General features: G+C 68.9%; 26 protein-coding genes. 22 read left to right on the forward strand and 4 right to left on the reverse strand.

Annotated elements, in window-relative coordinates:
* Positions 1-74: 74 nt before the first annotated feature.
* Positions 75-1,232 (reverse strand): MFS transporter, encoded by a 1,158-nt coding sequence (locus MCHT01_RS16045; protein WP_067066375.1) that lies wholly within the window; start codon positions 1,230-1,232, stop codon positions 75-77.
* Positions 1,233-1,303: 71 nt separating this feature from the next.
* Here MCHT01_RS16045 and MCHT01_RS16050 point away from each other — a divergent pair, with 71 nt between their 5' ends.
* Entirely contained in the window at positions 1,304-1,876 is a 573-nt protein-coding gene (locus MCHT01_RS16050) for a helix-turn-helix transcriptional regulator (protein WP_067066377.1), read from the forward strand.
* 194 nt (positions 1,877-2,070) lie between these two features.
* Here MCHT01_RS16050 and MCHT01_RS16055 read toward each other — a convergent pair whose 3' ends face one another.
* Positions 2,071-3,522 carry a cytochrome P450 gene (locus MCHT01_RS16055; RefSeq protein ID WP_067066378.1) on the reverse strand — a complete coding sequence of 484 codons (1,452 nt, stop codon included), beginning with the start codon at positions 3,520-3,522 and terminating at the stop codon, positions 2,071-2,073.
* Between the two features lie 112 nt (positions 3,523-3,634).
* Here MCHT01_RS16055 and MCHT01_RS16060 point away from each other — a divergent pair, with 112 nt between their 5' ends.
* Positions 3,635-4,537, forward strand: coding sequence for a helix-turn-helix domain-containing protein (locus MCHT01_RS16060; protein ID WP_067066380.1), 903 nt, complete (start codon positions 3,635-3,637; stop codon positions 4,535-4,537).
* A gap of 34 nt (positions 4,538-4,571) precedes the next feature.
* Entirely contained in the window at positions 4,572-6,446 is a 1,875-nt protein-coding gene (locus MCHT01_RS16065; RefSeq protein ID WP_067066382.1) for an ATP-binding cassette domain-containing protein, read from the forward strand.
* 16 nt (positions 6,447-6,462) lie between these two features.
* Here the strand turns inward: MCHT01_RS16065 and MCHT01_RS16070 are convergent, their stop codons facing one another.
* Both MCHT01_RS16070 and MCHT01_RS16075 read right to left on the reverse strand, forming a co-directional pair.
* Positions 6,463-7,248, reverse strand: a complete 786-nt coding sequence (locus MCHT01_RS16070; RefSeq protein ID WP_067066384.1) for a fumarylacetoacetate hydrolase family protein — start codon at positions 7,246-7,248, stop codon at positions 6,463-6,465.
* A gap of 33 nt (positions 7,249-7,281) precedes the next feature.
* A complete protein-coding gene (locus MCHT01_RS16075) occupies positions 7,282-8,763 on the reverse strand; it encodes an aminotransferase-like domain-containing protein (protein ID WP_067066385.1) in 1,482 nt (493 codons plus the stop codon).
* A gap of 92 nt (positions 8,764-8,855) precedes the next feature.
* On the opposite strand from MCHT01_RS16075, the gene MCHT01_RS16080 reads away from it, so the two are divergent.
* The 19 genes from MCHT01_RS16080 (at position 8,856) to MCHT01_RS16170 (ending at position 24,432) form a co-directional block, all read left to right on the forward strand.
* Positions 8,856-10,067 (forward strand): aminotransferase-like domain-containing protein, encoded by a 1,212-nt coding sequence (locus MCHT01_RS16080; RefSeq protein WP_067066387.1) that lies wholly within the window; start codon positions 8,856-8,858, stop codon positions 10,065-10,067.
* Between the two features lie 107 nt (positions 10,068-10,174).
* Positions 10,175-11,035: a PhzF family phenazine biosynthesis protein gene (locus tag MCHT01_RS16085; RefSeq protein WP_067066388.1), complete on the forward strand. Its 861-nt coding sequence runs from the start codon at positions 10,175-10,177 to the stop codon at positions 11,033-11,035.
* Between the two features lie 4 nt (positions 11,036-11,039).
* Positions 11,040-11,687, forward strand: a complete 648-nt coding sequence (locus tag MCHT01_RS16090) for a VOC family protein (RefSeq protein ID WP_067066390.1) — start codon at positions 11,040-11,042, stop codon at positions 11,685-11,687.
* Complete coding sequence (locus MCHT01_RS16095) at positions 11,684-12,397, forward strand: alanyl-tRNA editing protein (protein WP_067066392.1); 714 nt, start codon at positions 11,684-11,686, stop codon at positions 12,395-12,397. Before MCHT01_RS16090 ends, MCHT01_RS16095 begins: the two co-directional genes overlap by 4 nt.
* Positions 12,394-13,041 carry a glutathione S-transferase C-terminal domain-containing protein gene (locus MCHT01_RS16100; RefSeq protein WP_067066393.1) on the forward strand — a complete coding sequence of 216 codons (648 nt, stop codon included), beginning with the start codon at positions 12,394-12,396 and terminating at the stop codon, positions 13,039-13,041. Before MCHT01_RS16095 ends, MCHT01_RS16100 begins: the two co-directional genes overlap by 4 nt.
* Positions 13,042-13,074: 33 nt before the next feature.
* Positions 13,075-13,566, forward strand: coding sequence for a GNAT family N-acetyltransferase (locus MCHT01_RS16105; protein ID WP_067066395.1), 492 nt, complete (start codon positions 13,075-13,077; stop codon positions 13,564-13,566).
* 50 nt (positions 13,567-13,616) lie between these two features.
* Entirely contained in the window at positions 13,617-14,609 is a 993-nt protein-coding gene (locus MCHT01_RS16110) for an SMP-30/gluconolactonase/LRE family protein (protein ID WP_084452779.1), read from the forward strand.
* A gap of 380 nt (positions 14,610-14,989) precedes the next feature.
* A complete protein-coding gene (locus MCHT01_RS16115) occupies positions 14,990-15,481 on the forward strand; it encodes an ATP synthase subunit I (protein WP_067066397.1) in 492 nt (163 codons plus the stop codon).
* 16 nt (positions 15,482-15,497) lie between these two features.
* Positions 15,498-16,367 (forward strand): F0F1 ATP synthase subunit A, encoded by an 870-nt coding sequence (gene atpB / locus MCHT01_RS16120; RefSeq protein WP_067066399.1) that lies wholly within the window; start codon positions 15,498-15,500, stop codon positions 16,365-16,367.
* A 77-nt stretch (positions 16,368-16,444) separates the two neighbouring features.
* On the forward strand, positions 16,445-16,714 hold the full coding sequence (gene atpE / locus MCHT01_RS16125) for a F0F1 ATP synthase subunit C (RefSeq protein WP_067066400.1): 270 nt from the start codon (positions 16,445-16,447) through the stop codon (positions 16,712-16,714).
* A 38-nt stretch (positions 16,715-16,752) separates the two neighbouring features.
* Positions 16,753-17,223, forward strand: a complete 471-nt coding sequence (locus MCHT01_RS16130) for a F0F1 ATP synthase subunit B (protein WP_067066402.1) — start codon at positions 16,753-16,755, stop codon at positions 17,221-17,223.
* Between the two features lie 2 nt (positions 17,224-17,225).
* Entirely contained in the window at positions 17,226-17,759 is a 534-nt protein-coding gene (locus MCHT01_RS16135) for a F0F1 ATP synthase subunit delta (protein WP_067066404.1), read from the forward strand.
* A 91-nt stretch (positions 17,760-17,850) separates the two neighbouring features.
* Positions 17,851-19,404: a F0F1 ATP synthase subunit alpha gene (gene atpA, locus MCHT01_RS16140; RefSeq protein ID WP_067066406.1), complete on the forward strand. Its 1,554-nt coding sequence runs from the start codon at positions 17,851-17,853 to the stop codon at positions 19,402-19,404.
* A 60-nt stretch (positions 19,405-19,464) separates the two neighbouring features.
* A complete protein-coding gene (atpG, locus tag MCHT01_RS16145; protein ID WP_067066408.1) occupies positions 19,465-20,340 on the forward strand; it encodes a F0F1 ATP synthase subunit gamma in 876 nt (291 codons plus the stop codon).
* Positions 20,341-20,393: 53 nt separating this feature from the next.
* A complete protein-coding gene (gene atpD, locus MCHT01_RS16150; protein ID WP_067066410.1) occupies positions 20,394-21,806 on the forward strand; it encodes a F0F1 ATP synthase subunit beta in 1,413 nt (470 codons plus the stop codon).
* Positions 21,807-21,979: 173 nt separating this feature from the next.
* A complete protein-coding gene (locus MCHT01_RS16155) occupies positions 21,980-22,396 on the forward strand; it encodes a F0F1 ATP synthase subunit epsilon (protein ID WP_067066411.1) in 417 nt (138 codons plus the stop codon).
* Positions 22,397-22,643: 247 nt separating this feature from the next.
* Positions 22,644-23,330: a CsgG/HfaB family protein gene (locus MCHT01_RS16160; RefSeq protein WP_067066413.1), complete on the forward strand. Its 687-nt coding sequence runs from the start codon at positions 22,644-22,646 to the stop codon at positions 23,328-23,330.
* A 14-nt stretch (positions 23,331-23,344) separates the two neighbouring features.
* Positions 23,345-23,767, forward strand: coding sequence for a DUF4810 domain-containing protein (locus MCHT01_RS16165; RefSeq protein ID WP_148661563.1), 423 nt, complete (start codon positions 23,345-23,347; stop codon positions 23,765-23,767).
* 17 nt (positions 23,768-23,784) lie between these two features.
* On the forward strand, positions 23,785-24,432 hold the full coding sequence (locus MCHT01_RS16170; protein ID WP_067066414.1) for a DUF799 domain-containing protein: 648 nt from the start codon (positions 23,785-23,787) through the stop codon (positions 24,430-24,432).
* The last annotated feature ends 78 nt before the right edge of the window (positions 24,433-24,510 follow it).

A 24,510-nucleotide genomic window follows, 5' to 3' on the forward strand; every position in this document is an offset into this window, starting at 1 on the left:
CGTTCATTCGTTGCGGCGCTTGCCGAGGCAGGCTCCCTCTCCCGCTTGCGGGAGAGGGCTGGGGTGAGGGTCTTCTACTGCCCCCGATGCAACCGCCGCCACGCCAGCAGCGCCATCGGGACGGCCGCGACGGAGAGCAGCAGGCTGAGCCCGCCGGCCGCGCTCCATCCGCCCTGCTCGACCACCGCGCCCATCAACGGCGGACCGAGCAGCGCGCCCGACGCGCCGAACTGCGTCAAGCGCCCGCTGGCCAACGAGAGCCGTTCCTTCGACCCCGCCGCCAGCGGCAGCAGCGCGAAGACCAGGCTCGGGAACACCCCGGAGCACAGGTTGATCATCACGGCCAGCGGTGCCTGCATCGACGCGGCGCCGCCATCGCGCATCACCCCGAGGAAGCACAGCCCCGACAGCAGCAGCGAGCACCCCATCGCCACCGCGATGGTCGTCGACCGTGCGCCGTGCCGCCGCAGCAGCCAAGCGCCGAACGCGCTGGCCGGCACGTTCGCGAGCGCCGCCATCGCGGTCCAGCTGCCGGCCGCGCCCAACGACATCCCGCCCTGCGTGAGCAGGCTCGGCAGCAGCGCCAGCAACCCCACCTCCGCGATCGCATAGGCGCCGAAGGACGCGACCAGCGCCCACAGCAGCAGCCCCGTGCGGCCGGGGTGCCGATGCTCGTCGTCCTCCGACGACTCCGGCTCGGCCGGAAGCGTCCGCAGCCCCAGCCACAGCAGCACGCCGCCCGCGACGCTCAGCGCCTGCGCGGTCCGCCAGCCGACGCCGCCGGCCGCGTTCGCGTAGGCCCAGGCGCCGACCGCCATCCCCACCGGCACGAAGGTGCTCCACAAGGCCATCGCCGCGGCCTGCCGCTGGCCATGCGCCGCATGGGCGATCAGCACCGGTGCCGCGACCACGACGATCAGATAGCCCAGGCTTTCCAGCAGCCGCGCCAGCGCGATCGTCGTCACGTCCTGCGCGAAGGCCGCGGCGGCGGACCCGGCGGCCAGGCTCAGCACCGCCAGCGACAGCCCGCGTCGCAGCCCCAGCCGCGGCAGCCAGTGGCCCGCCACGCCGCCCAGCAGCGCACCGCAGACCTCCAGCAGCGAGGTCAATGCGGCCATGGCCGCCAGCCCCAGATGCAGCTCCCGCGCGATCAGCGGTGACAGCGCGGCGAACTTGCCCAGCTGGGCTGCCGCGAACACCCCGCAGGCGTAGTACAGGACAATCCGCCTCATGCCGCGATCTCCGCCACGGCCCGAGCCGTCCGCGCTCCGATCCCCGATGTCATCGATCCTTCCGCTCCCTCATGAATGACGCTCCCTTGCTCTCCTGCGATGCCCGCCAGCTCGGCCGCAGTCTGCGGCTGTGGCGCAGCGTGCGCCGACTGAAGCAGGGGGCGGTGGCCGCCGAGCTCGGCGTGTCGCAGACGACGGTATCGCGCTGGGAGTCCGGTGGCAGCGCGCCGTCCTTCGACGAACAGCAGGCGCTGCGCCGCCTGATGGCCGCGCGACTGGACAGCGCCGCCGACTTCGAGCTCGGCCGGCTGGTCGAGCGCGCGCCCGTGCCCGTGCATCTGATCTGCGACCTGAGCCATCGGCTCCTCGCGATGTCGCAGGGCCGCGAGCGGCATTGCCGCCTGCCGCGTTCGCAGCTGATCGGCCGCGCGCTGTGGTGCTACGCCACGCCGGAGATCGTCGCGCAGGAGGCGCAGCTCGATGAGCTCGGCTGGTACGAGCCCGCCCCCGACGCGATCGAATTCGATACCGGCACCGCCGTCGAGCAGGACATGCCGATCTGGTCCAGTCGCATGCGCTGGGTGCGGATCCAGCTCTCCGACGGGAGCTTCGTGCGATTGTCGGAAACGCTGGGGTTCGACTGAGGCGGATGCGGCAATTGCGGCAATTGCGGCGGTTGCCGCTGCCGCGGTGGCGGGGGGACACATGCCCGCCACCGTAAGCGGCGGGCGAGCCCCCGTCCACGAATAAAAGATTCCGCGCGGACATCGCGGCCCGCGCGGAGAAGGATCACGTCGACCCCTGGCGTGCGACGTGATGGAGAAGCGGGGCGGTCGACTCAGCGCGGGAGCAGCCGCAAGCGCAGCGGCGTCCTCGGCCGCAGGGTGATGTTGAGCACCGGCTCGGGCGGCGCGTCGCCGGGCACGAGGGCGAGGCGATGGCGCTGCAGCACCATCGCGGCCACGAGCGTGATCTCGCTGAGCGCGAAGTGGCTGCCCAGGCAGACCCGCGGGCCCGCGCCGAAGGGCATCCAGGCGCCGCGAGGGATCTCCGCGTGACCGCAGCCCGGATCGAAGCGCTCGGGACGGAAGGCCTCGGGCTCCTCGTACCAGCGGGCGTCGCGTTGCAGCACCCAGGGGGTGATGCGCAGCATCGTGCCGGGCTTGAGCTTGAGGCCGGCGATGTCGAGCTCGGCCGTGGCCTGACGGGAGAACAGCGCCGGTGCCGGCGGGTACAGCCGCAGCACTTCCTTGATGCACAGGCTGAGCCAGGGCATCCGCGTCAGGTCGGCCGCGGCAGGCGGGCGATCGCCCAGGACCTCGTCGACCTCCTCGACCGCCCGGCGCTGCGCATCCGGATGGGCGGCCATGCACCAGCCCCACCAGGTCAGCGCCGCGGCGCTGGTCTCGTGCCCGGCCAGGAAGGCGGTCATGCACTCGTCGCGCAAGGCGGTGTCGCCCAGGCGCCGGCCGTCCTCGCCGCGCAGCGACATCAGCAGCCCCAGCAGGTCGCTCGACGACGATGACCCCGACCCCGCCGACCCCGCCGCGTCCTCCGGCGCGTGTCCATCGGTGTCGTCGGCGGCATCGCGCGCCGCCTCCGCCGCGCGTCGTTGCGCCACATGGCCGCGGATCAGCTGATCCAGTGCCTTCAGCGCGCGGCGCTTGCCGGACTTCCACGGCGCCCACAGCGGCGCGCTGACCGGCACGTACATCTCGCCCATCGCCACCCGGCCGAGCTCGTGCACCGCCCAGGCCGCCTCGGACGAGACCTCGTCGCTGCTCACGCCCGTGGTCGAGAACAGCGTCTGCAGGATCACGTCCATGGTGAGCAGCGTCATCAGCTGCTCGAAGTCGACATCGACCGGTTGCCGGCCCATGACCGCGACGCGGCCGAGCGCCCGTTCGGAGGCCTCCACCATCAGCGGCACGAAGCCCTGTACCCGGTGCGGAGAGAACCCCGGCTGCAGCAGCTTGCGCTGGCGCTGCCAGGCCGGCCCCTCGGCCACCAGCACGCTCTGGCCATGCGCGTCGGCGAAGACCCGCGTCGCGCGCTCCCAGCGGATCATCCCGTCGTGCGCGGCGATCAGCAGCTCGCGCACCTGTTCGGGATGGAAGAAGTTGATGTCGTCCAGCCCCAGCAGTCGCTGGTGGACGACGTCGCCGTAGCGCTGCTGCAGGCGCTGCATGTGGCCGAGGTAGTCGCGCCGCATGGAGAGGACTTCGGGCAGGCCCGCCCAGCGGGGACGCGGGCCGGGGATCGATCCGGGGAAGGCAAGGACATGGCTCATGGCGACGCATCCTCCCCATCGCCGACGCCGCTGTCTTGAATCGAAGCGACATCGCGGGGCTTCCTCGCGGGCGTTTCCGGGGCGAGGCCGCCTGCGCCTAGACTGCGGCGCCATGGACGCCCCGCTGCATCCCGACACCGTCGCCCGTCTGCGCGTGCCTTCGCTCGCGCTGGATGGCTGCGTCTACGCCTACCTGTGGCGCGACCTGAGCGCGGCGGTCGACATCACCGAGGCGCAGCGCACCACGTGGTTTCCCGCCACGCCGCTGTGCGGCATGAGCTGGTCGCTCAGCGGGCAGGTCCAGGAGCTCGCGCCCGACGGCGAGCCCGGCGGCTGGTTGCCGGCCGGCCTGATCGGCGGGCCGCGCAGCGGTCCCAAGCGCTTCCGCTCGACGCCGGGCGGGCGGGCCTTCATGGTCGCGGTCCGGCCGGAGGCCTTCCAGGCCATGACCGGCGTGGACCTCGGCGCGCTGAAGGACAGGATGCTGTCGCTGTCCGAGGTCGTCACCGATCCGGACTGGCAAGCCTTCGATCGCGCGATGCAGGCCGCGCGCGACGAGCACGATGCCCAGCGGACCTTCGAGTCCTTCCTGCTGCCGCGTTGGCGCGCCGCGCGAGCGCGCATGGCCGCCGAGGCGGGAGGCGGCGTCGACGGGTCGGCGACCGCCGCGCCGCGCGGCTACAGCGGCTGGATGCAGCACCTCGCGATGCGCGCGGTGGCCGCGGGCCACGGTCGCAGCGTGCGTCAGGCCGAGCGCCGCATCAAGCAGTGGAGCGGCCAGAGCCTGCGCGCGCTGCGTCTGGTGAGCCGCGCCGAGGCCGCCTTCAAGTCGGTCCGCCGCCACGAGGAGAGTGCCGAGGCGGTCATCTGGAGCGCGCTGGCGCATGACAACGGCTATGCGGACCAGGCGCATCTGTGCCGCGAGACGCGGCGCCTGAGCGGCTTCAGCCCCGAGGAGCTGCGCCGCCTGGTGTCCGAAAGCGAATCTTTCTGGGCCTACCGCGTCTGGGTCTGAGGGGCGCTTCACGCCCATCGAGGACAATCCGCGGATGGCTGTCCTCTCCCTCACCAACGCCCACCTCGCCTTCGGCCACGTGCCACTGCTCGACGGGGCCAATTTCTCCCTGGAAACCGGCGACCGCGTCGGCCTGATCGGTCGCAACGGCACGGGCAAGTCCTCGATGCTGAAGATCCTGGCCGGCATCGAGAAGCTCGACGACGGGCTGCTGCAGCTGGAGAAGGGCCTGACCTCGGTCTACGTCCCCCAGGAACCCGAGCTCCGCCCCGAGGCGACGATCTTCGACGTCGTCAGCGAGGGCGTCGCCGAGGCCAAGGCGCTGCGCGCCCGCTACGAGGCCCATGACGAGAACGACGACCTGGGCTGGGTCCAGGAGCGCATCGAGCAGATCGGCGCCTGGAACTGGGAGCAGCGCGTCGACGAGACCCTGCACCGCCTCGACCTCGACGGCACGCGCCTGATCGGCCAGCTGTCGGGCGGGCTGAAGAAGCGCGTCGCGCTGGCCCGCGCGCTGGTCGCGCAGCCCGACGTGCTGCTGCTGGACGAGCCCACCAACCACCTGGACCTGGACGCGATCCGCTGGCTGGAGGAGCTGCTGAACGCGTTCAAGGGCTCGCTGCTGCTGATCACCCACGATCGCGCCTTCCTGGACAACGTCGCCAACCGCATCGTCGAACTGGACCGCGGCCAGCTGCGCGGCTACCCCGGCAACTTCGCCGCCTTCCAGGCCGCCAAGGCCTATGAGCTGGAGAACGAGGCGCTGGCCAACGCCCGCTTCGACAAGCTGCTGGCACAGGAGGAGGTCTGGATCCGCAAGGGGGTCGAGGCCCGCCGTACCCGCAGCGTCGCCCGCGTGCAGCGCCTGCACGAGATGCGCGCCGAGCGCGTCGCCCGCCGCGACGTGCAGGGCAAGGTCCGGCTGGACGTGGCCACCGGCGAGTCCAGCGGCAAGATCGTCGCGGAGCTGGAGAACGTCTCCAAGCGCTTCGGCGACCGCGTCATCGTCGACGGCTTCAGCGGCACCATCCTGCGCGGCGACAAGGTCGGCCTGATCGGCCCGAACGGCGCGGGCAAGACCACGCTGCTCAAGATGATCCTGGGCGAGCTGCCGCCCGACAGCGGCAGCGTGCGCCTGGGCACCAAGATGTCGGTCGCCTATTTCGACCAGATGCGCGACGCGCTCAACCTCAGCGCGACCCTGGCCGACACGATCAGCCCGGGCAGCGAGTGGATCGAGATCGGCAACCAGCGCAAGCACGTCAAGAGCTACCTGAGCGACTTCCTGTTCTCTCCGGCGCGCGCCGAATCGCCGGTGTCGAGCCTGTCCGGCGGCGAGCGCAACCGCTTGCTGCTGGCGCGCCTGTTCGCGCGCCCGGCCAACGTGCTGGTGCTGGACGAGCCGACCAACGACCTGGACATCGAGACCCTGGAGCTGCTCGAGGAACTGCTGGCCGACTACGACGGCACGGTCTTCCTGGTCAGCCACGACCGGCGCTTCCTGGACAACGTCGTGACCTCGACCATCGTCAGCGAGGGCGACGGCAAGTGGCGCGAGTACGAGGGCGACATCGAGGACTGGCTGCAGCAGTCCAAGCGCGCGGCGGAGATCAAGGCCCGCCAGGCCCCGCCCGCCGCCGCGCCGGCTCCCGCGCCCGCGCCGGCCCCCGCGCCGGTGGTCGCCACCAAGCGCAAGCTCAGCTACAAGGAACAGCGCGAGCTCGACGAGCTGCCGGCCAGGATCGCGGCGCTCGAGACCGAGCAGAAGCACCTGAACGCGCTGCTCAACGGCAGCGAGCTCTACACGCAGGGCTCGGCGAAGATCTCCGAGGTGACCCAGCGCGCCGGCGAGATCGACGAGGAGCTGCTCGCGCTGATGGAGCGCTGGGAAGCACTCGAGGCGAAGTGAGTTCGCCCCAGGGCGCTCAGCAGCGGACCGTGACTTCGCCGATGCCGGCGTAGCGGGCGACGACCGTGGTGCCTCGCGCGATCTTCGTCGCCACGCGCCACGAGCCCGTCGTCACGACGCTGCCCGCCGGCACGGTCGATCCGGTGCTCGTCGCCGTCTTCAACCAGCCGGCCATCACCCAGGCCGGATCGTTCAGGCCATGGCCGCCGACCCCGCCCATCGGCGGCTGGTCGCCGACGAGGAGCTCGCAGGGCTGATTCGCCCAGTCGTGGCCCGCCTTCCAGGCCTGCCACGGCCCCAGCGCCAGCGCGCCATGCGTCTGCGCGTCGGCCAGGCGCAGCAGGTGGTCCGTGGCCAGACCGTCCTTCCAGCGCGAGCCCAGCCACTCCACCGCCACGCACATCGCGGCGATCAGGTGTTCCGCCCGACCGGGCACCAGCGCGGCGGCCATCTCGGGCGTGACGTCCTCGGACAGGCGCAACGCGATCTCCGCCTCCGCGCCGATCAGCGTCAGGTCGCTGAAGTCGCCGCCGTTGCGAAGGCCGCGGACTTCACGCGTGCGCAGCGGCGGCAGCGGCGACGAGCCCAGCGCGCCGTCCCGCGAGGATCCACCGACCTTCCAGACCTGGGGGCGGCCGGGCGCCAGCCAGTCCATGCGGGTGGCGAGCACGGCTTGCGCCGCATAGGCGGCGGCCTCGTCGGGCAGCGACCAGTCGGCGGCGTCCAGCAGCTGGTCCGATTGCCAGGCCTGCGCGAGCGCGTCGCCCAGAGCGGTGGGGGAGGAGGAAGAGGTGGCGTTCATGGGCGCCGACTGTAGCCCCGCGCGAGCGGGTGCTCAGCGTCGCGCCGGTTCGCGCGCCTGGTCGCGGGCCTGCTCCAGCGCCTGCCAGAACCTGGGATCCTGCGAGGTCGCGAAGTTGATCCGCATCAGCGTGCCCGCGGTACGCGTCGGGCTGAACAGGATGCCCGGCGCGATCAGCCAGCCCTGGTCCATCATCACCGGCGCCAGCCGCTCGGTGTCCACGCCGACATCGACCCAGCCGAACACGCCCGCCGGCGTCGAGACGAAGCGGCAGCCCGCCGACTCGGCCAGCCGCACGCAGCGCTGGCGCGCCGCCTCCAGGCGAGAGCCGATGCGCTCGGCATGCTTGCGCAGCAGTCCCTGCTCCAGGCACAGCGCCACCGCGCGGTCCATCAACGGGCTCGTGGTCAGCGAGGCCACCAGCTTCAGCTCCGTCAGCCGCGCCATGCGGTCGGGGCTCGCCGCGACGAAGCCGACCCGCCACGCGGGCGACAGCATCTTGGAGAAGCCCGAGACGTAGATCGTGCGCCGCAGCTGATCCAGCGCCGCCAGCCGCGGCGCATGGTTGGGGGCGAACAGGGCGTAGGTGTCGTCCTCGACGATCAGCAGGTCGTGCTCGTGCGCCAGCTGCAGCACCTGGTGCGCATGCGCCAGGTCCAGCGTCGCGCCGGTCGGGTTGTGCAGCACCGACACCGTCACGTACATCCGCGGCCGGTGCTCCTCGATCAGGCGGCGCATCACCGCCATGTCGGGGCCGTGCGCGCCGCGCGGCACCGGCAGCAGCCGCATGCCGGCCTGCGACAGTCGGGCGTACTCGATCGCCCAGCCCGGGTCGTCGACCAGCACCGCGTCGCCCGGCGACAGGAAGGCGCGGGTGATCAGGTCCAGGCCGTGCGTCGCGCCGACGGTGCTCATGATCTGGTCGGGGCCGGCCTGCACGGCGATGTCCAGCAGCCGGCTCGACAGCGCGCGCCGCAGGCGCTCGTCGCCCAGCGGCTCGCCGTAGCCCGACAGCAGCGCGTCGTCGGCCTGAGCGGCCAGCCGGCGCAGCGTCGATTGCAGCAGGGCCAGGTCCAGCCATTCCGCGGGAAGCGTGCCCAGGCCGGGGGAGCGCCGCGAGTCCGCCTGGAACATGCCGCGGATCAGCGCGCTGGCGTCGACGGGGGGCGGCAGTGGCGCCGGCGCCGCGGCGGGGGCGAGGGGCGTACGGACCGGCAGGGCGCGGGTTTCGCGAACGAAAAACCCTCGCTTCTTGCGCGCCTCCAGCAGACCCTGCGCGAGCAACTGGTCATAGGCGGCCACCACCGTGTAGGGACTGACGCCGTGATGGCGCGCGCAGTCCCGCACCGAGGGCAGCCGCGCGCCCGGCAGCAGCAGCCGTTGCTGGATCCGCGCCGCGAAGCGCTGCGCCAGCTGCTGCGCGAGCGGCTGGCTGGCATTGCGCGAAAGAACGACCGGCGCGACGTTCGCGCTGGTGGGCGCGCTCAGGCCGGCGCTGGCTGTGCTGGTGTCCATGCCGATACAGATGATGCGGTGGTATGGCGCAGTGTATTGGTTCTGTGCTGGTCGAGGCACTAGACTGGGCCGCTCAACCGGAGACATCCCCCATGAACCGCAGTCCTTGGACCCAGGCCCGCCGCGCCGCGCGCATGAACCCGTCCATCATCCGAGAGATCCTGAAGGTCACCGAGAAGCCCGGCATCCTGTCGATGGCGGGCGGTCTGCCCAGCGCCGACACCTTCCCGGTCGACGCGATCAAGGCCGCCTGCGACCGGGTCCTCACGAACAACGCCAAGGAAGCGCTGCAGTACGCCTCCAGCGAGGGCTTCGCGCCGCTGCGCGAATGGGTGGTCGCCAAGGTCGCGTCGCTGGGCATCAAGGCCCATCCGGACCAGGTGCTGATCACCAGCGGTTCCCAGCAGGGCCTGGACCTGGTCGGCAAGCTGCTGTGCGACGCCGGCGCCCCGGTCGCCGTCGAGACCCCCACCTACCTGGGCGCGTTGCAGGCCTTCACCCCGTACGAGCCGATCTTCGCCAGCCTGGCCAGCGACGACGAGGGGCCGCTCCCGTCCGCCATCGCCGCGCTGCCGCACGACGCGCCGGGCACCCGCTTCGCCTACCTGCTGCCGAACTACCAGAACCCCACCGGCCGCGTGATGAGCCAGGCCCGCCGCGAGGCCGTCATGGCCGCGGCCCGCCAGGCCAACGTCCCCGTCGTGGAGGACAACCCCTACGGCGACCTCTGGTTCGACGAGGCGCCGCCGGCCGCGCTGAGCGCCTACTGGCCCGAGGGCAGCATCTACCTGGGCTCCTTCTCCAAGGTGCTGACGCCGGGCTTCCGCCTGGGCTACATCGTCGCCCCGACCGAGATCTATCCCAAGCTGCTGCAGGCCAAGCAGGCGGCCGACCTGCACACCCCGGGCTTCAACCAGCGCGTGGTGCACGAGGTCATCAAGGGCGGCTTCCTGGACGAGCACGTGCCCAAGATCCGCGCCCGCTACAAGGCCAATCGCGACGCGATGGCCGCCGCGCTGCGCGACTACCTGCCGGCCGGCTGCGAATGGCGGAGCCCCGCGGGCGGCATGTTCTTCTGGATCCGCCTGCCCGAGGGCCTGGACGCGATGGCCTTGCTGCCGCGCGCCGTCGACGCCGGCATCGCCTACGTGCCGGGCGCCGCGTTCTACGCGCACCAGCCCGATCCGCGCACGATGCGTCTGTCCTTCGTGACGCTCACCCCCGAGCTGATCACCGAAGGCGTCGAGAAGCTGGGCCGTGTGCTGCACGAGGCCCTCGCGCTGACCGCCGAGACGACGCCCTGAGCGTCCGCGGCCCTCGCGCCGCTCTGTTCGCCACCGTACTCCAGGCTGCCTGTCACCGTCGTGTCAGGCGGCCGGGGTGAACTCCGCCCAACGATTCGAGGTTGCCCATGTCCGAACCGTCTTCGCGCGTCGCCGAGCTGCGCCGCTTTGTCCAGGTCGATGTCTTCACCCAGCAAGCGCTGAAGGGGAATCCGCTGGCCGTCGTCGTCGACGGCGCGGGCCTGGACGAGGCCACGATGGCGGCCTTCGCCTGGTGGACCAACCTGTCGGAGACGACCTTCCTGCTCCCGCCGACCGACCCGGCGGCGGACTACCGCGTCCGCATCTTCACGCCGGGCGGCGAGTTGCCCTTCGCCGGCCATCCGACCCTGGGTTCGGCCCATGCGTGGCTGGGCAGCGGCGGGGATCCGAAGCGGCCGGGCGAGGTGGTCCAGGAATGCGCGATCGGGCTGGTCCGCATCCGCCGCGACGGCGCGCGCCTGGCCTTCGCCGCGCCTCCTCTGCGTCGCGAGGGGCCGGTCGACCCCGAACTGCGCGCGCAGGCCGTGAAGTCGCTGCGCATCGCCGATGCGGACCTGCTCGACCTGGTCTGGGTCGACAACGGCCCGCAGTGGATGGCGGCCCGTCTGGGCTCCGCGGACGCCGTGCTGAAGTTACAGCCGGATTTCGTGTCAATGGCGGGACTCAAATTGGGCGTCGTGGGCGCTTATCCTCCGGGCTCGCCGCAGCAATTCGAGGTGCGGGCCTTCGTGCCCGGCCTGGGCGTTCCGGAAGACCCGGTCACGGGCAGCCTGAACGCGGGTCTGGCACTATGGCTTCAAGGCGCCGGTCTGGCGCCCGACCGCTATGTGGCCTCCCAGGGCACGGCCATGGGGCGCGCCGGCAGGGTCCATGTGGCCCGCGAGGACGGACATTGCTGGATTGGCGGCGATGTCGCGCCATTGATTCACGGACAGGTGAGGTTGTGAGGCCATGAACATGGAAGTCGATCATCTCGTTGTCGCCGCGAACACGCTGGAGGAGGGCCGCGCCTGGTGCGAGCAGGTCCTCGGTGTCGCTCCTCAACCCGGCGGACGCCATGCGCTGATGAGCACGCACAACCTGCTGCTCAACATCAGCGCCCCACCGACCTATCCGCGCTGCTACCTCGAGATCATCGCGATCGACCCCGAGGCGCCGGATCCCGGCCGCCCGCGCTGGTTCGACCTGGACCAGCCCGCCGTGCGCGAGCGCCTGAAGGACGGCCCCGCGCTGCTGCACTGGGTCGCCCGGGTGCCCAGCCTGGATGCCACCTTGGCGATCTGGAACGGCGAGGGCATCGATGCCGGCGAGGCGGTCGACGCCGCGCGCGGCGACCTGAGCTGGCGCATCGCGCTGCGTGAGGACGGCCGCCGCCTGCGCAAGGAAGGCCTGCCGGTGCCGATCGAATGGAAGGGCAACGCCCATCCGACCGACAAGCTGCCCGAGAGCGGTGTGCAGCTGCTGGGCTTCGAGGCCCGTGACGGTCTGCGCGCGCAGCTCGCGACGCCCAAGGGCACGGTCGAGCTGGAGGCGATCGAAGGGACTTTGTCCGATGCGCCGACACAGTCGGGCGACCTCGACGACGTGCTGCCCCGATGAGCACCCAGGATCTGTTCCGCGAGGACGCGCAATTGCGCGACTGCGCGGCAACGCTGCTGCGCGTCGATGAGCGGGGCCTGTTGCTGGATCGCACGGTCTTCTATCCGCAGGGCGGAGGCCAGGCGGGCGACGCAGGCACGCTGACCTTGGCCGACGGCCGCGAGATCCGCATCGTCGACACCCGCAAGGGCGAGGACGGCGAGATCCTGCACCTCGCCGCGCCGGAGCTGTCGCTCGAGGGGCTCGTGGTCGGATCGCCCGTGACGGCGCGCATCGACTGGGAGCGCCGTCATGCCCACATGCGCTTCCACACCGCCACGCATCTGCTGTGCGCGCTCGTGCCGCATCCCGTCGATGGCTGCTCGATCACCGCGGGCTATGCGCGGCTCGATTTCCACATGACCGACGCGCTCGACAAGGACGCACTGACGGCCGGCATCGCGCGCCTGGTCGCGGGCGCGCATCCGGTCGGCCACAGCTGGATCAGCGACGAGGAGCTCGACGCGAATCCCGGCCTGGTCCGCAGCATGAGCGTGCAACCGCCGCGCGGCAGCGGCCGGGTGCGGCTGCTCAAGATCGAGGGCGTGGACCTGCAGCCTTGCGGCGGCACCCATGTGGCCAACACCGCCGAGATCGGCGCCGTGGTGGTGACCAAGATCGAGAAGAAGTCGGCCAGGACGCGCCGCGTCGTGCTGGGCTTCGCGCCATGAGCGGCTTGCGGGTGCTGGGCCGTGCCGGCTCCATCAACGTGCGCAAGGTGCTGTGGACCGGTGTCGAGCTGGGCCTGGACATCGAGCGCGAGGACGTCGACGTCAAGGCCGAGGCCTTCCGGCTGCTGAATCCCAACGCGATGATGCCGGTGCTGATCGACGCGACCGAAGGCCTCGCCGGCGCGGCCGGCGTGCCCTTCTCGATGTGGGAGAGCAACAGCATTTGCCGCTACCTCGCGCATCGCGAGGGCCGCATCGATCTGCTGCCCGACGAGCCTCATCGGCGGGCGCTGGTCGAGATGTGGATGGACTGGCAAGGCGGCGAGCTCAACAACAGCTGGCGCTACGCGTTCATGGGGCTGGTGCGCAAGAGCGCGCTGCACCAGGATGCCGCGCAGATCGAGGCCGGCGTGGCCCACTGGAACCGGCACATGGCGATGCTCGAGGGGCAACTCGCGGCCTCGGGCGGGCCCTTCGTGCTCGGCGAGCACTTCACGCTGGCCGATGTCGTGCTGGGGCTGTCGACGCACCGCTGGCGCGCCGCGCCCCTCGCGCATGCCGAGCTGCCGCGGGTCGAGGCCTACTACCAGCGCCTGCTCGAGCGGCCCGGCTTCGTCGCGCAGGGTCGCGACGCGGGGCCCTGACCGAGTTCGGACGCTTTCGCTACACTCGGCCGCGTGGATACCCCTGAGATACGACTGATCAGCCCCGATTCGCCCACGTTGTGGGAAGAAGCGCGGCTGATCATGCGCGAATACGCGCAGACCCTGGACATCGACCTCGACTTCCAGAACTTCGAGCAGGAGCTGAACTCGCTCCCCGGCGAGTACGCCGCGCCCCAGGGCGGCATGCTGCTCGCGCTCATCGACGGTCAGGTCGCCGGTTGCGGCGGTTTCCGGCCGATCGCCGACTCCGACTACGCCAACGCCTGCGAGATGAAGCGTCTCTTCATCCGTCCCGCGTTCCGTCGCTTCGGCCTGGGCCGCACGATGGCGCAGGCGCTCATCGACGGCGCCACCAGCGCGGGCTACTCCAGCATGCTGCTGGATACGCTCGACGACATGGAGGCCGCGCGCGATCTCTACGAGAGCCTGGGCTTCGTCGAGATCCCGCCGTACTACTTCAATCCCGTCCCCGGCGCCCACTATCTGAAGGTGGACCTGGCCTGAGGGTCAGGCTTTGCCTGGTTTCGCCGGGTTACGGACATAGCATCGCGGGCATGTCGCACACGCCCCCTCCGACCTCGTCGTCCCCCGCGTCGCCTGCCACCGAGGAACGCTTCTTCCAGCTCGAGCCCGCGTCGCTGACGCCGGCCCTGCTCGGCGAATCGCCGTTCTGGCATCCGGTCGAGCAGCGTCTCTATTACCTGGACATTCCGGGCAAGGCGCTGTTCCGGCTCGACACCGGGGCGAGCGAGCCGCGCCGCTGGGCGCTGACGGCGGAGCCCGGCTGCGTGGTCCCGCTGGAGGAGGGCGGTCTGCTGATCGCTCAGCGCGACGGGCTGTGGCGCTTCGATCCGGAGCGCGTCGACGCTGGCGACGCGGCGGGCTACGAGCGTCTGCTCGATCCGCCCTACGACCCGTCCAAGCGCCGCTTCAACGACGGCAAGGCCGACGCGAAGGGCCGGCTGTGGGTCGGCACGATCGACGACGCGCGCCAGCCGGAGTCCGGGCTGTACTGCCTGCGGGGCGGCCGCTTCGAGCAGGTCAAGGACGGCATCACCGTGTCCAACGGCTTGGCCTGGAGTCCCGACGGCCGCACGATGTACTGGGCCGACACCAAGGCCCATGAGATTTATCGGCTGAACTTCGATGTCGAAACCGCCGTGGTCGGCGAGCGACAGCTGTTCGCGCAATTCGAGCGCCGCGCGCCCGAGCAGCCGCTGGAGAGCTACGGCGGTCGGCCCGACGGCGCGGCGGTCGACGTCGAGGGCTGCTACTGGGTCGCGATGATGGAAGGGCAGCAACTGCTCCGACTCTCGCCGAGCGGCGAGGTGCTGCAGCGCGTCGAATTGCCGGTGCGCTGCTCGACGATGCCGACCTTCGGTGGTGCGGACCTGCGCACCCTTTTCGTGACCACCGCACGGGAAAAGCGCAGCGCCGAGGAACTCGCGGCCCAGCCGCTCGCCGGTTGCGTGCTCCAGATGCGCGTGCCGGTGGCGGGGTTGCCGACGCGATTCGCGCGGCTCGAGGCAACCCTTCAGCCCGAGTGATCACGCGGGGTTAAGGGAAAACCCCTGTGACTTGAAGCATGGGCCGGCGGCGCCGGTCCGGGCCGGTGGAAACGGGTGGGGAGCGCGCTTCGGCGCGATGCCGAAGAGGGTCAGGTGTTGCGCGCCGACTGCGCGCGCGGCGCACTTTACGCGCGCTTGTCCGAACGCCGGGAAGGCCGATGGACAGGGGCTCGCGGGCCCTTATGCGTGGATCGCACAGCCTGTCAAGTCGAGCCGGATGGGCCGACGGCGGGGTCTGTTAAGGGTCTGTAAGGGCAAAGCACCTATAATCTCGTGGTTTTGCCGATCGCACCTCTGCCGTGACTCCCGATCCCGCGCGCGCCTCCGCGCCGCATGCCGCTCCGACGCCGGACGTTCCCGTGAACGCACAGCGCCCCGCTGGCCAGGATCCCTGGGATGACCGGATCGATGGAGATGCGGACGGCGAACCGGCTTTCAAGCCCCTGACTCGAGAAGAGGCGCAGGACCTGAAAGCCCGGCTCCCGAAGTTGTCCGCCTGGTCGTTGCTGGCCTGGCAGGCGGTGGCGGGCGCCGTCATGGTCGCGCTGTGGGGTCTGCTGTCCCTGCAAGGCGACAAAACCTGGTCGGCGCTGTTCGGTGCCGTCTCGGTCGTCGTGCCGAACGCCTTGATGGCGTGGGGCCTGACGCGGCGCTCGACGATGGATGGCGGCACCCCGTTGCTGTCGTTCTTCGCGTGGGAGCTGGTGAAGATCATTCTGGCGGTCGCCATCCTGGTGGCGGTCGCCGCGGGTTTCCCGCCGTTGAGTTGGGCAGCGCTGCTGTCGACCCTCGTGGTGACCCTGAAGGCAAATTGGCTGGTCCTGCTTCGGCAGGGTCGAATCAGAAAATAAGCATCGGAAAGCAACCATGGCAGCAGAAGGACACGCGCCGACCTCGGGTGAATACATCACCCACCACTTGCAGCACTGGCAGAAGAACTTCGCGTTCCAGGACGTCAAGCAAACGGGCCTGGTCGATTTCAGCGTCTTCAACTTCGACTCCCTGATCTATTCGTCGGTCCTGGGTCTGCTCGCCGTGTTCATCCTGTGGCGTGTCGCACGCAAGGCTCATGCCGGCGTCCCGGGTCGCTTCCAGGCCGCCATCGAGATCCTGGTCGAGATGGTGGACAACCAGGCCAAGTCGGTCATCCACAACGAGAAGAGCCGCAAGGTCATCGGCCCGGTCGCCCTGACCGTGTTCGTGTGGATCTTCTTCATGAATGCCATGGACATGCTGCCGGTGGACTGGCTGCCGACGCTGTTCACCAACTACGTCGCCCATGACGCGCACCACGCCTACCAGCGCGTCGTGCCCACCGCCGACCTGTCGACCACGCTGAGCCTGTCGACCTTCGTCCTGGCGCTGGTCTTCTTCTACAGCATCAAGATCAAGGGCCTGGGCGGCTGGGGTCACGAGCTGATCGCCGCGCCGTTCGGCGACAAGTGGTTCCTCTACCCGGCCAACTTCGCCATGCAGGTCATTGAGTTCATCGCCAAGACGGTGTCCCATGGCATGCGACTGTTCGGCAACATGTTCGCCGGCGAACTCGTGTTCATGCTGATCGCCCTGATGGGCGGCGGCTGGGCCCTGAACGGCACCGGCATCGGTCTGGCCATCGGCCACGTCCTGGCCGGCACCGTCTGGACGCTGTTCCACATCCTCGTGATCACGCTGCAGGCCTTCATCTTCATGATGCTGACGCTGATCTACCTGGGCCAGGCGCACGACGCGCACTGATCCGGCAGGACAGCCTCGATCCGTCTCTTTCGCTTTTCTTTCCCTTTTCTTTTATCTAACTCTCTCAGGAGCAAAACATGGAAAACATCCTCGGTCTGGTCGCTCTGGCTTGCGGCATCATCGTTGGTCTGGGCGCGATCGGCGCTTCCATCGGCATCGCGCTGATGGGCGGCAAGTTCCTGGAGTCCTCGGCTCGTCAACCCGAGCTGATGAACGAACTGCAAACCAAGATGTTCATTCTGGCCGGCCTGATCGACGCCGCCTTCCTGATCGGCGTCGCCATCGCCCTGCTGTTCGCCTTCGCCAACCCGTTCGCCGCGACGCTGCTGGCTACCGTCGCCCGCTGATAGGGCCCGACCCCTTTCACGACTGAAAGGATCGTGCCGTGAATATCAACGCTAGTCTCTTCATCCAGTGGATTCCCTTCATCGTTCTCGTTTTCGTGACGATGAAGTTCATCTGGCCGCCGATCATCAAGGCGCTGGATGAACGCGCCGACAAGATCAAGGCCGGTCTGACCGCTGCTGATCAGGCGAAGAGCCAACTGGCCGACGCCAACAAGAAGATCGACGAGCAACTGGCGCAGACCCGCAACGACTCGACGAAGCTGCTGTCCGACGCTGAAAAGCGCGGCGCCGCCATCGTCGACGAGGCGAAGAAGCGTGCGGAAGAGGAAGGCGCCAAGATCATCGCCGCTGCCAAGGCTGAAGCCGAGCAGCAGTCGGTGCGTGCCCGCGAGGCCCTGCGTGAGCAGGTCGCCGCGCTGGCCGTCAAGGGCGCTGAACAAATCCTGCAGCGCGAGGTCAATGCCGGCGTGCATGCCGAATTGCTGAACCGTCTCAAGACGGAGCTGTAATCATGGCTGAACTCGCAACCATTGCCCGTCCCTACGCCGAAGCGCTGTTCCAGGTCGCGTCCTCGCAGGACGTCAAGGCCTGGGACGAGCAACTGGCCGCGCTGGCGCTCGTCGCCGGCGACAGCCAGCTGCGCCAGTTCGCCGAAGACCCCAAGGTGACCACCGAGCAGGTGTTCCAGGTGGTCTCGGCGGCCAGCAAGCAGACGCTGCTGCCCGGCGTGCAGAACTTCCTGCGTGAGGTGATCGCCAACGGCCGCCTCGCGGCGCTGCCGGCGATGGTCCAGCAGTTCCACGACCTGGCCAATGCCGCTTCCGGCGTGTCCGACGCGCACATCTTCAGCGCCTTCCCGATCGAGCCGGCCCAGCTGGCCGACGTGGTCGCGACGCTGGAGAAGCGCTTCGGTCGCAAGCTGCAAGCCAACGTTGAGCTGGAGCCTGGCCTGATCGGCGGTATCCGTGTGGTGGTCGGCGACGAGGTGCTGGACACCTCGGTGAAGGCCCGCCTGGAACGCATGAAAGTGGCGCTGACCGCCTGAGGCGAGAGCCTCAGGTCTCAGCCCGACTGCCAAAGATCCCCCCGATTCACCCTGGTGTCCCGCTTCGGCGGGATGCCGCTGGGAGCAAGCAATGCAACTGAATCCCGCTGAAATTTCCGAACTGATCAAGAGCCGCATCGAAGGCCTGGGCGCGTCCACCGACGTGCGCAACCAGGGCACCGTCGTGTCCGTCTCGGACGGCATCGTGCGCGTGCACGGCCTGTCCGACGTGATGCAAGGCGAGATGCTGGAATTCCCCGTCGCCCCGGACGGCTCGCAGACCTTCGGTCTGGCCCTGAACCTGGAGCGCGACTCCGTCGGCGCCGTGATCCTGGGTGGCTACGAGCACATCGTCGAAGGCGCCACCGTCAAGTGCACGGGCCGCATCCTGGAAGTGCCGGTCGGCCCCGAGCTGGTCGGCCGCGTCGTCAACGCGCTGGGTCAGCCGATCGACGGCAAGGGCCCGATCAACGCCAAGATGACCGACGTCATCGAGAAGGTCGCTCCGGGCGTGATCGCGCGTCAGTCCGTGGACCAGCCGGTCCAGACCGGTCTGAAGTCGATCGACTCGATGGTGCCCGTCGGCCGTGGCCAGCGCGAGCTGATCATCGGCGACCGCCAGACCGGCAAGACCGCCGTGGCGATCGACGCGATCATCAACCAGAAGGGTCAGAACATGACCTGCGTGTACGTCGCGATCGGCCAGAAGGCTTCGTCGATCAAGAACGTCGTGCGCGCCCTGGAAGCCGCCGGTGCGATGGAGTACACCATCGTCGTCGCCGCCTCCGCTTCTGAATCCGCCGCGATGCAATACGTGTCGGCCTACTCGGGCTGCACGATGGGCGAGTACTTCCGCGACCGCGGCCAAGACGCGCTGATCGTGTACGACGACCTGTCCAAGCAGGCCGTCGCCTACCGCCAGGTCTCGCTGCTGCTGCGCCGTCCCCCGGGCCGCGAAGCGTTCCCCGGCGACGTGTTCTATCTCCACAGCCGTCTGCTGGAACGCGCCGCGCGCGTGAACGCCGAGTACGTGGAAGCCTTCACCAAGGGTGAAGTCAAGGGCAAGACCGGCTCGCTGACCGCGCTCCCGATCATCGAAACGCAAGCCGGCGACGTGTCCGCCTTCGTTCCGACGAACGTGATCTCGATCACCGACGGCCAGATCTTCCTGGAAACCAACCTGTTCAACGCCGGCATCCGCCCCGCGATCAACGCCGGTATCTCGGTGTCGCGCGTCGGTGGCGCCGCTCAGACCAAGCTGATCAAGTCGCTGTCCGGCGGTATCCGTACCGACCTGGCCCAGTACCGTGAGCTGGCCGCGTTCGCGCAGTTCGCCTCGGACCTGGACGCCGCGACCCGCAAGCAGCTGGACCGCGGTGCCCGCGTGACCGAGCTGCTGAAGCAGGCGCAGTACAGCCCGCTGTCGATCAGCCTGATGGGCGCGTCGCTGTACGCGGCCAACAAGGGCTTCATGGACGACATCGAGGTCAAGAAGGTCCTGGCCTTCGAGCACGGCCTGCACCAGTTCCTGAAGACCTCGCACGCGGCCCTGCTGTCCAAGCTGGAAAGCGACAAGGCCATGGACAAGGACGCCGAAGCTGAACTGAACGCCGCGATCACGTCGTTCAAGAAGTCCTTCGCCTAAAGCAACCATGACCGGGTCTCGCTGACGTACTGGCAAGACCCGGCCCTCACAGGAGAAATCATGGCAGCAGGCAAGGAAATTCGCGGCAAGATCAAGTCGGTCGAGAACACCAAGAAGATCACCAAGGCCATGGAAATGGTCGCCGCTTCGAAAATGCGCAAGGCGCAGGATCGGATGCGCGCGGCCCGTCCGTACGCGGAGAAGGTCGGCAACATCGCCGCCAATCTCTCGAAGGCCAATCCCGAGTACCGCCATCCCTTCATGGTGACGAATCCGGACGCCAAGGTGGCCGGCTTCGTGGTGGTCACGACGGACAAGGGTCTGTGCGGCGGTCTGAACACCAACCTGCTTCGCGCCGCGACCAACAAGCTCAAGGAGCTCGAGGCCGCGGGACAGAAGTCGGAAGTGGTGGCGATCGGCAACAAGGGTCTGGGCTTCATGAACCGGATCGGCGCCAAGGTCGTCGCGCATGCGACGCAGCTCGGCGACAGCCCCCAGCTGGAGAAGCTGGTCGGCCCGGTCAAGACGCTGCTCGACGCGTACGCCGAAGGCAAGCTGTCGGCGGTCTATCTCTGCTACACCCGCTTCGTCAACACGATGAAGCAGGAGCCGGTGGTGCAGCAACTGCTGCCGCTGACGGCCGAGTCGCTGGAGACGGACGCCGAGGGCCACGCGTGGGACTATCTGTACGAGCCCGACGCCCCGACCGTGATCAACGAGCTGCTGGTTCGCTACACCGAGGCCCTGGTCTACCAGGCCGTCGCGGAGAACATGGCGTCCGAGCAATCGGCGCGCATGGTGGCGATGAAGGCCGCGACCGACAACGCCGGAACGCTGATCGGTGAGCTGAAGCTGGTCTACAACAAGACCCGCCAGGCCGCGATCACGAAGGAACTGTCGGAAATCGTCAGCGGCGCCGCCGCCATCAGCGGTTGATCCCGCGAGCGATCGCAGGCAACGCATAGATTTGGAATTGAAGGAACGAAAAAATGGCTAACACTCAATCGGTGGGCAAGATCGTTCAGTGCATCGGCGCCGTGGTGGACGTGGAGTTCCCGCGCGACCAGATGCCGAAGGTGTTCGACGCCCTGAAGATGGAAGGCTCGGCCCTGACGCTGGAAGTGCAGCAGCAGCTGGGCGACGGCGTGGTCCGTACCATCGCGCTGGGCTCGTCCGACGGCCTGCGCCGCGGCACCGAGGTCTACAACACCGGCGACATGATCAAGGTCCCCGTGGGTCAGGCGACCCTGGGCCGCATCATGGACGTGCTGGGCAACCCGATCGACGAGCGCGGTGACGTCTCGAGCGCTCAGACCGCCCCGATCCACCGCAAGGCCCCGGCCTACGACGAGCTGAGCCCGTCGCAGGAACTGCTGGAAACCGGCATCAAGGTGATCGACCTGATCTGCCCGTTCGCCAAGGGCGGCAAGGTGGGTCTGTTCGGCGGCGCCGGCGTGGGCAAGACCGTCAACATGATGGAGCTGATCAACAACATCGCCAAGGCTCACTCGGGTCTGTCGGTGTTCGCTGGTGTCGGCGAGCGTACCCGCGAGGGCAACGACTTCTATCACGAGATGTCGGACGCCGGCGTCGTGAACCAGGAGGACCTGAGCAAGTCGAAGGTCGCCATGGTCTACGGTCAGATGAACGAGCCCCCGGGCAACCGTCTGCGCGTCGCGCTGACCGGCCTGACGATGGCCGAGTCCTTCCGTGACGAAGGCCGTGACGTGCTGTTCTTCGTGGACAACATCTATCGCTACACGCTGGCCGGCACGGAAGTGTCCGCGCTGCTGGGTCGCATGCCGTCCGCGGTGGGCTACCAGCCGACGCTGGCCGAGGAAATGGGCCGTCTGCAAGAGCGGATCACGTCGACCAAGGTCGGCTCGATCACCTCGATCCAGGCCGTGTACGTCCCTGCGGACGACCTGACCGACCCGTCTCCCGCCACGACCTTCGCCCACTTGGACGCCACCGTCGTGCTGTCGCGTGACATCGCGTCGCTGGGTATCTACCCGGCCGTGGACCCGCTGGACTCGACCTCGCGTCAGATCGACCCGAACGTCATCGGCGAAGAGCACTACACGACGACCCGCGCGGTGCAGTCGGTGCTGCAGCGCTACAAGGAACTGCGCGACATCATCGCGATCCTGGGCATGGACGAGCTGTCGCCGGAAGACAAGCAGGCCGTGGCCCGCGCTCGCAAGATCCAGCGTTTCCTGTCGCAGCCGTTCCACGTCGCGGAAGTCTTCACCGGCGCGCCCGGCAAGTACGTCCCGCTGAAGGAAACCATCCGCGGCTTCAAGATGATCGTCAACGGCGAGTGTGATCACCTGCCGGAGCAGGCCTTCTACATGGTCGGCACGATTGACGAGGCTTTCGAGAAGGCCAAGAAGATCCAGTAAGACTTCGCATACGGCGCGCTGGCGTCGTTGCCGTGCTCGCCGGACATCAGGTCCGGCTCCGCGCGGCGCCTAGCCAGCTCACCGTCTGCTCGCTTACTGGACCTTCTTCCCGCCGTCTCCACCACCCTGGTGGCGGCGTGCGGCGGGCGAAAGCTAACGAATAAGGAAACGCAATGGCAACCATCCACGTGAACGTGGTCTCGGCGGAAGAGCAGATCTTCTCGGGCGAGGCGAGCTTCGTGGCGCTGCCGGGCGAAGGCGGTGAGCTGGGCATCATGCCCAAGCACACCCCGCTGATCACCCGCATCAAGCCGGGCGCCGTGCGCATCAAGCGCCCGGACGGCGAAGAGGAATTCGTCTTCGTCGCCGGCGGCCTGCTGGAAGTGCAGCCCGACGTCGTGACCGTCCTGGCCGACACCGCCATCCGCGGCAAGGACCTGGACGAGGCCCGCGCCGAAGCCGCCAAGAAGGCGGCCGAGGACGCGATGAAGAACGCCAAGAGCGACATCGACTTCGCCAAGGCGCAAAGCGAGTTCGCGGCCATGGCCGCGCAGATCGCCGCGCTGCGGAAGTTCCGCGCCAAGCGCTGAGCCCCATCGCCGCCGGCTCACCCTTCGGGGCGAGGCGAGCATGCGACACCCCAACGGCAGGACCGCGAATTTTGCGCAGTCCTGCCGTTGTTCTTTGTGAACTTCGCCGGACCGCTCGGTGAAGTACCGCACACTGCAACACCCGGTTTCAATCGGGGAACAAGCCGGCCACGATGCCGGCACTCAAGAGCCGGATCCGGCGCGCCTGGCGTGTTCCACCGGACCGGCAATTTTTCGAGGGAGTTTCATGTCCATCCACGTCCTGGCGCGTCGCGCCACGCTCGCACTCGCCCTGACCGCCCTGTTCGGTTGCGCCACCGAGCAGTCCCGCACCATCGAAGTCCCGCGCGCCGCACCGCCGGCCCCGAGCGCCTACCAAGGCCCGCGCGCCCCGATCGCCGTCGGCAAGTTCGAGAACCGCTCCAGCTTCATGCGCGGCATGTTCGCCGACGCCGTGGACCGCCTGGGTGGCCAGTCCAAGTCCATCCTGATCGCGCATCTGCAGCAGACCAACCGCTTCAGCGTGCTGGACCGCGACAACCTGGACGAGGCTCAACAGGAAGCCAAGTTCAAGAACAGCGCCCTGACCATCAAGGGCGCGGACTACCTCGTCACCGGCTCGGTGACCGAGTTCGGCCGCAAGGAAGTCGGCGACCAGCAGCTGTTCGGCGTGCTGGGCCGCGGCAAGAAGCAGATCGCCTACGCCAAGGTGACCCTGAACGTGGTGAACAGCCAGACCTCGGAAGTCGTGTACTCGGCCCAGGGCGCCGGTGAATACGAGCTGTCCACCCGCGAGGTGGTCGGCTTCGGCGGTACCGCCAGCTACGACGCGACGCTGAACGGCAAGGTGCTGGATCTGGCGATCAAGGAAGCCGTGACCACGCTGGTGGCCGGTGTCGACAGCGGCGCCTGGAAGCCGCAAGCCGCTCGCTGAACCGGAGACCCCTCATGACGACGATGAATCGCGCGCTCCGCGTGAGCGCCTGCGCAGCCGTGGCCGCCCTGCTGACCGCCTGCGGCACGCCGCAGAAGCCGCTCTACCAATGGAGCGGCTACCAGACCAGCGTGTACCAGTACTTCAAGACCAACGGCACCGCGCCCGGCGACCAGATCACGCAGCTCGAGGCGCAGCTGATCAAGAACAAGGCCGCCAACGAAGCCACCCCGCCCGGCCTGCACGGCCACCTGGCGCTGCTGTACGCGAAGGTCGGCAACGACGACGCCGCCCGCGCGCATCTGGAGGCGGAACGGGCGCTGTTCCCGGAATCCGCCGGCTATGTGGACTTCCTGCTGAAGAAGCCCGCCGAGAAGACCGCGGCCACCGCCGCGGCCGCCGCCCCCGCGCCGGCCGTCGCGGCCAGCGGCGTCTGAGCGCCGAGGAGAACCACATGACGAATCTGAAGACCCTGATCCAGCGCCTGGCGGCCGTGGCCGTGCTGGCCGCGCTGACGGCCTGCGCCACGCCCACCAAGCCCTACGACTACACCGCCTTCAAGGAAGCCAAGCCGGCGACGCTGCTGGTGCTGCCCCCGCTGAACGAGACGCCGGACGTCAACGCCACCTACGGCGTGCTGTCCAACCTGTCGATGCCGCTGGGCGAGGCCGGCTACTACGTGCTGCCGGTGACCCTGGTCGACGAGACCCTGCGCAGCAACGGCGTCACGACGCCGGCCGACGCGCACAACATCGAGGCCGGCAAGCTGCGCCAGATCTTCGGCGCGGACGCCGCGCTGTATGTCGACGTGAAGCAGTACGGCTCGGTCTACAAGGTGCTGACCAGCGAGACCATCGTCGAGATGCACGCCAAGCTGGTGGACCTGCGCAGCGGCACGCTGCTGTGGGAGGGCAAGGCCACCGCGTCCAGCGCGGAACAGCAGAACAACAACCAGGGCCTGATCGGCGCGCTGATCAACCAGATCGTCAGCAACCTGACGGACCGCAGCTATGACATCGCCGGAATGGCCGGCAATCGTCTGGTCTACGCCCCCAATGGTCTGCTGCCGGGTCCCCGGGCACGCCAGCCTGTGAAAAACTAAGGGCTTCGACAACGAACCCGGACCCCGCCGGCGCCCGAACGCGCCGGCCGGTCGTCACCCACCGGTTCACGCCGGTGG

The organism is Mitsuaria chitosanitabida ATCC BAA-476 = NBRC 102408 (genome assembly GCF_001598255.1).
Taxonomy (GTDB): Bacteria; Pseudomonadota; Gammaproteobacteria; order Burkholderiales; family Burkholderiaceae_C; genus Roseateles; species Roseateles chitosanitabidus.

Bases quoted from the DNA above. Each gene is read 5' to 3' on its own strand.
- MCHT01_RS16045 (WP_067066375.1), bottom strand. From the start codon at position 1,232: ATGAGGCGGATTGTCCTGTACTACGCCTGCGGGGTGTTCGCGGCAGCC.
- MCHT01_RS16050 (WP_067066377.1), top strand. From the start codon at position 1,304: ATGAATGACGCTCCCTTGCTCTCCTGCGATGCCCGCCAGCTCGGCCGC.
- MCHT01_RS16055 (WP_067066378.1), bottom strand. From the start codon at position 3,522: ATGAGCCATGTCCTTGCCTTCCCCGGATCGATCCCCGGCCCGCGTCCC.
- MCHT01_RS16060 (WP_067066380.1), top strand. From the start codon at position 3,635: ATGGACGCCCCGCTGCATCCCGACACCGTCGCCCGTCTGCGCGTGCCT.
- MCHT01_RS16065 (WP_067066382.1), top strand. From the start codon at position 4,572: ATGGCTGTCCTCTCCCTCACCAACGCCCACCTCGCCTTCGGCCACGTG.
- MCHT01_RS16070 (WP_067066384.1), bottom strand. From the start codon at position 7,248: ATGAACGCCACCTCTTCCTCCTCCCCCACCGCTCTGGGCGACGCGCTC.
- MCHT01_RS16075 (WP_067066385.1), bottom strand. From the start codon at position 8,763: ATGGACACCAGCACAGCCAGCGCCGGCCTGAGCGCGCCCACCAGCGCG.
- MCHT01_RS16080 (WP_067066387.1), top strand. From the start codon at position 8,856: ATGAACCGCAGTCCTTGGACCCAGGCCCGCCGCGCCGCGCGCATGAAC.
- MCHT01_RS16085 (WP_067066388.1), top strand. From the start codon at position 10,175: ATGTCCGAACCGTCTTCGCGCGTCGCCGAGCTGCGCCGCTTTGTCCAG.
- MCHT01_RS16090 (WP_067066390.1), top strand. From the start codon at position 11,040: ATGAACATGGAAGTCGATCATCTCGTTGTCGCCGCGAACACGCTGGAG.
- MCHT01_RS16095 (WP_067066392.1), top strand. From the start codon at position 11,684: ATGAGCACCCAGGATCTGTTCCGCGAGGACGCGCAATTGCGCGACTGC.
- MCHT01_RS16100 (WP_067066393.1), top strand. From the start codon at position 12,394: ATGAGCGGCTTGCGGGTGCTGGGCCGTGCCGGCTCCATCAACGTGCGC.
- MCHT01_RS16110 (WP_084452779.1), top strand. From the start codon at position 13,617: ATGTCGCACACGCCCCCTCCGACCTCGTCGTCCCCCGCGTCGCCTGCC.
- atpB (WP_067066399.1), top strand. From the start codon at position 15,498: ATGGCAGCAGAAGGACACGCGCCGACCTCGGGTGAATACATCACCCAC.
- atpE (WP_067066400.1), top strand. From the start codon at position 16,445: ATGGAAAACATCCTCGGTCTGGTCGCTCTGGCTTGCGGCATCATCGTT.
- MCHT01_RS16135 (WP_067066404.1), top strand. From the start codon at position 17,226: ATGGCTGAACTCGCAACCATTGCCCGTCCCTACGCCGAAGCGCTGTTC.
- atpA (WP_067066406.1), top strand. From the start codon at position 17,851: ATGCAACTGAATCCCGCTGAAATTTCCGAACTGATCAAGAGCCGCATC.
- atpG (WP_067066408.1), top strand. From the start codon at position 19,465: ATGGCAGCAGGCAAGGAAATTCGCGGCAAGATCAAGTCGGTCGAGAAC.
- atpD (WP_067066410.1), top strand. From the start codon at position 20,394: ATGGCTAACACTCAATCGGTGGGCAAGATCGTTCAGTGCATCGGCGCC.
- MCHT01_RS16155 (WP_067066411.1), top strand. From the start codon at position 21,980: ATGGCAACCATCCACGTGAACGTGGTCTCGGCGGAAGAGCAGATCTTC.
- MCHT01_RS16160 (WP_067066413.1), top strand. From the start codon at position 22,644: ATGTCCATCCACGTCCTGGCGCGTCGCGCCACGCTCGCACTCGCCCTG.
- MCHT01_RS16165 (WP_148661563.1), top strand. From the start codon at position 23,345: ATGACGACGATGAATCGCGCGCTCCGCGTGAGCGCCTGCGCAGCCGTG.
- MCHT01_RS16170 (WP_067066414.1), top strand. From the start codon at position 23,785: ATGACGAATCTGAAGACCCTGATCCAGCGCCTGGCGGCCGTGGCCGTG.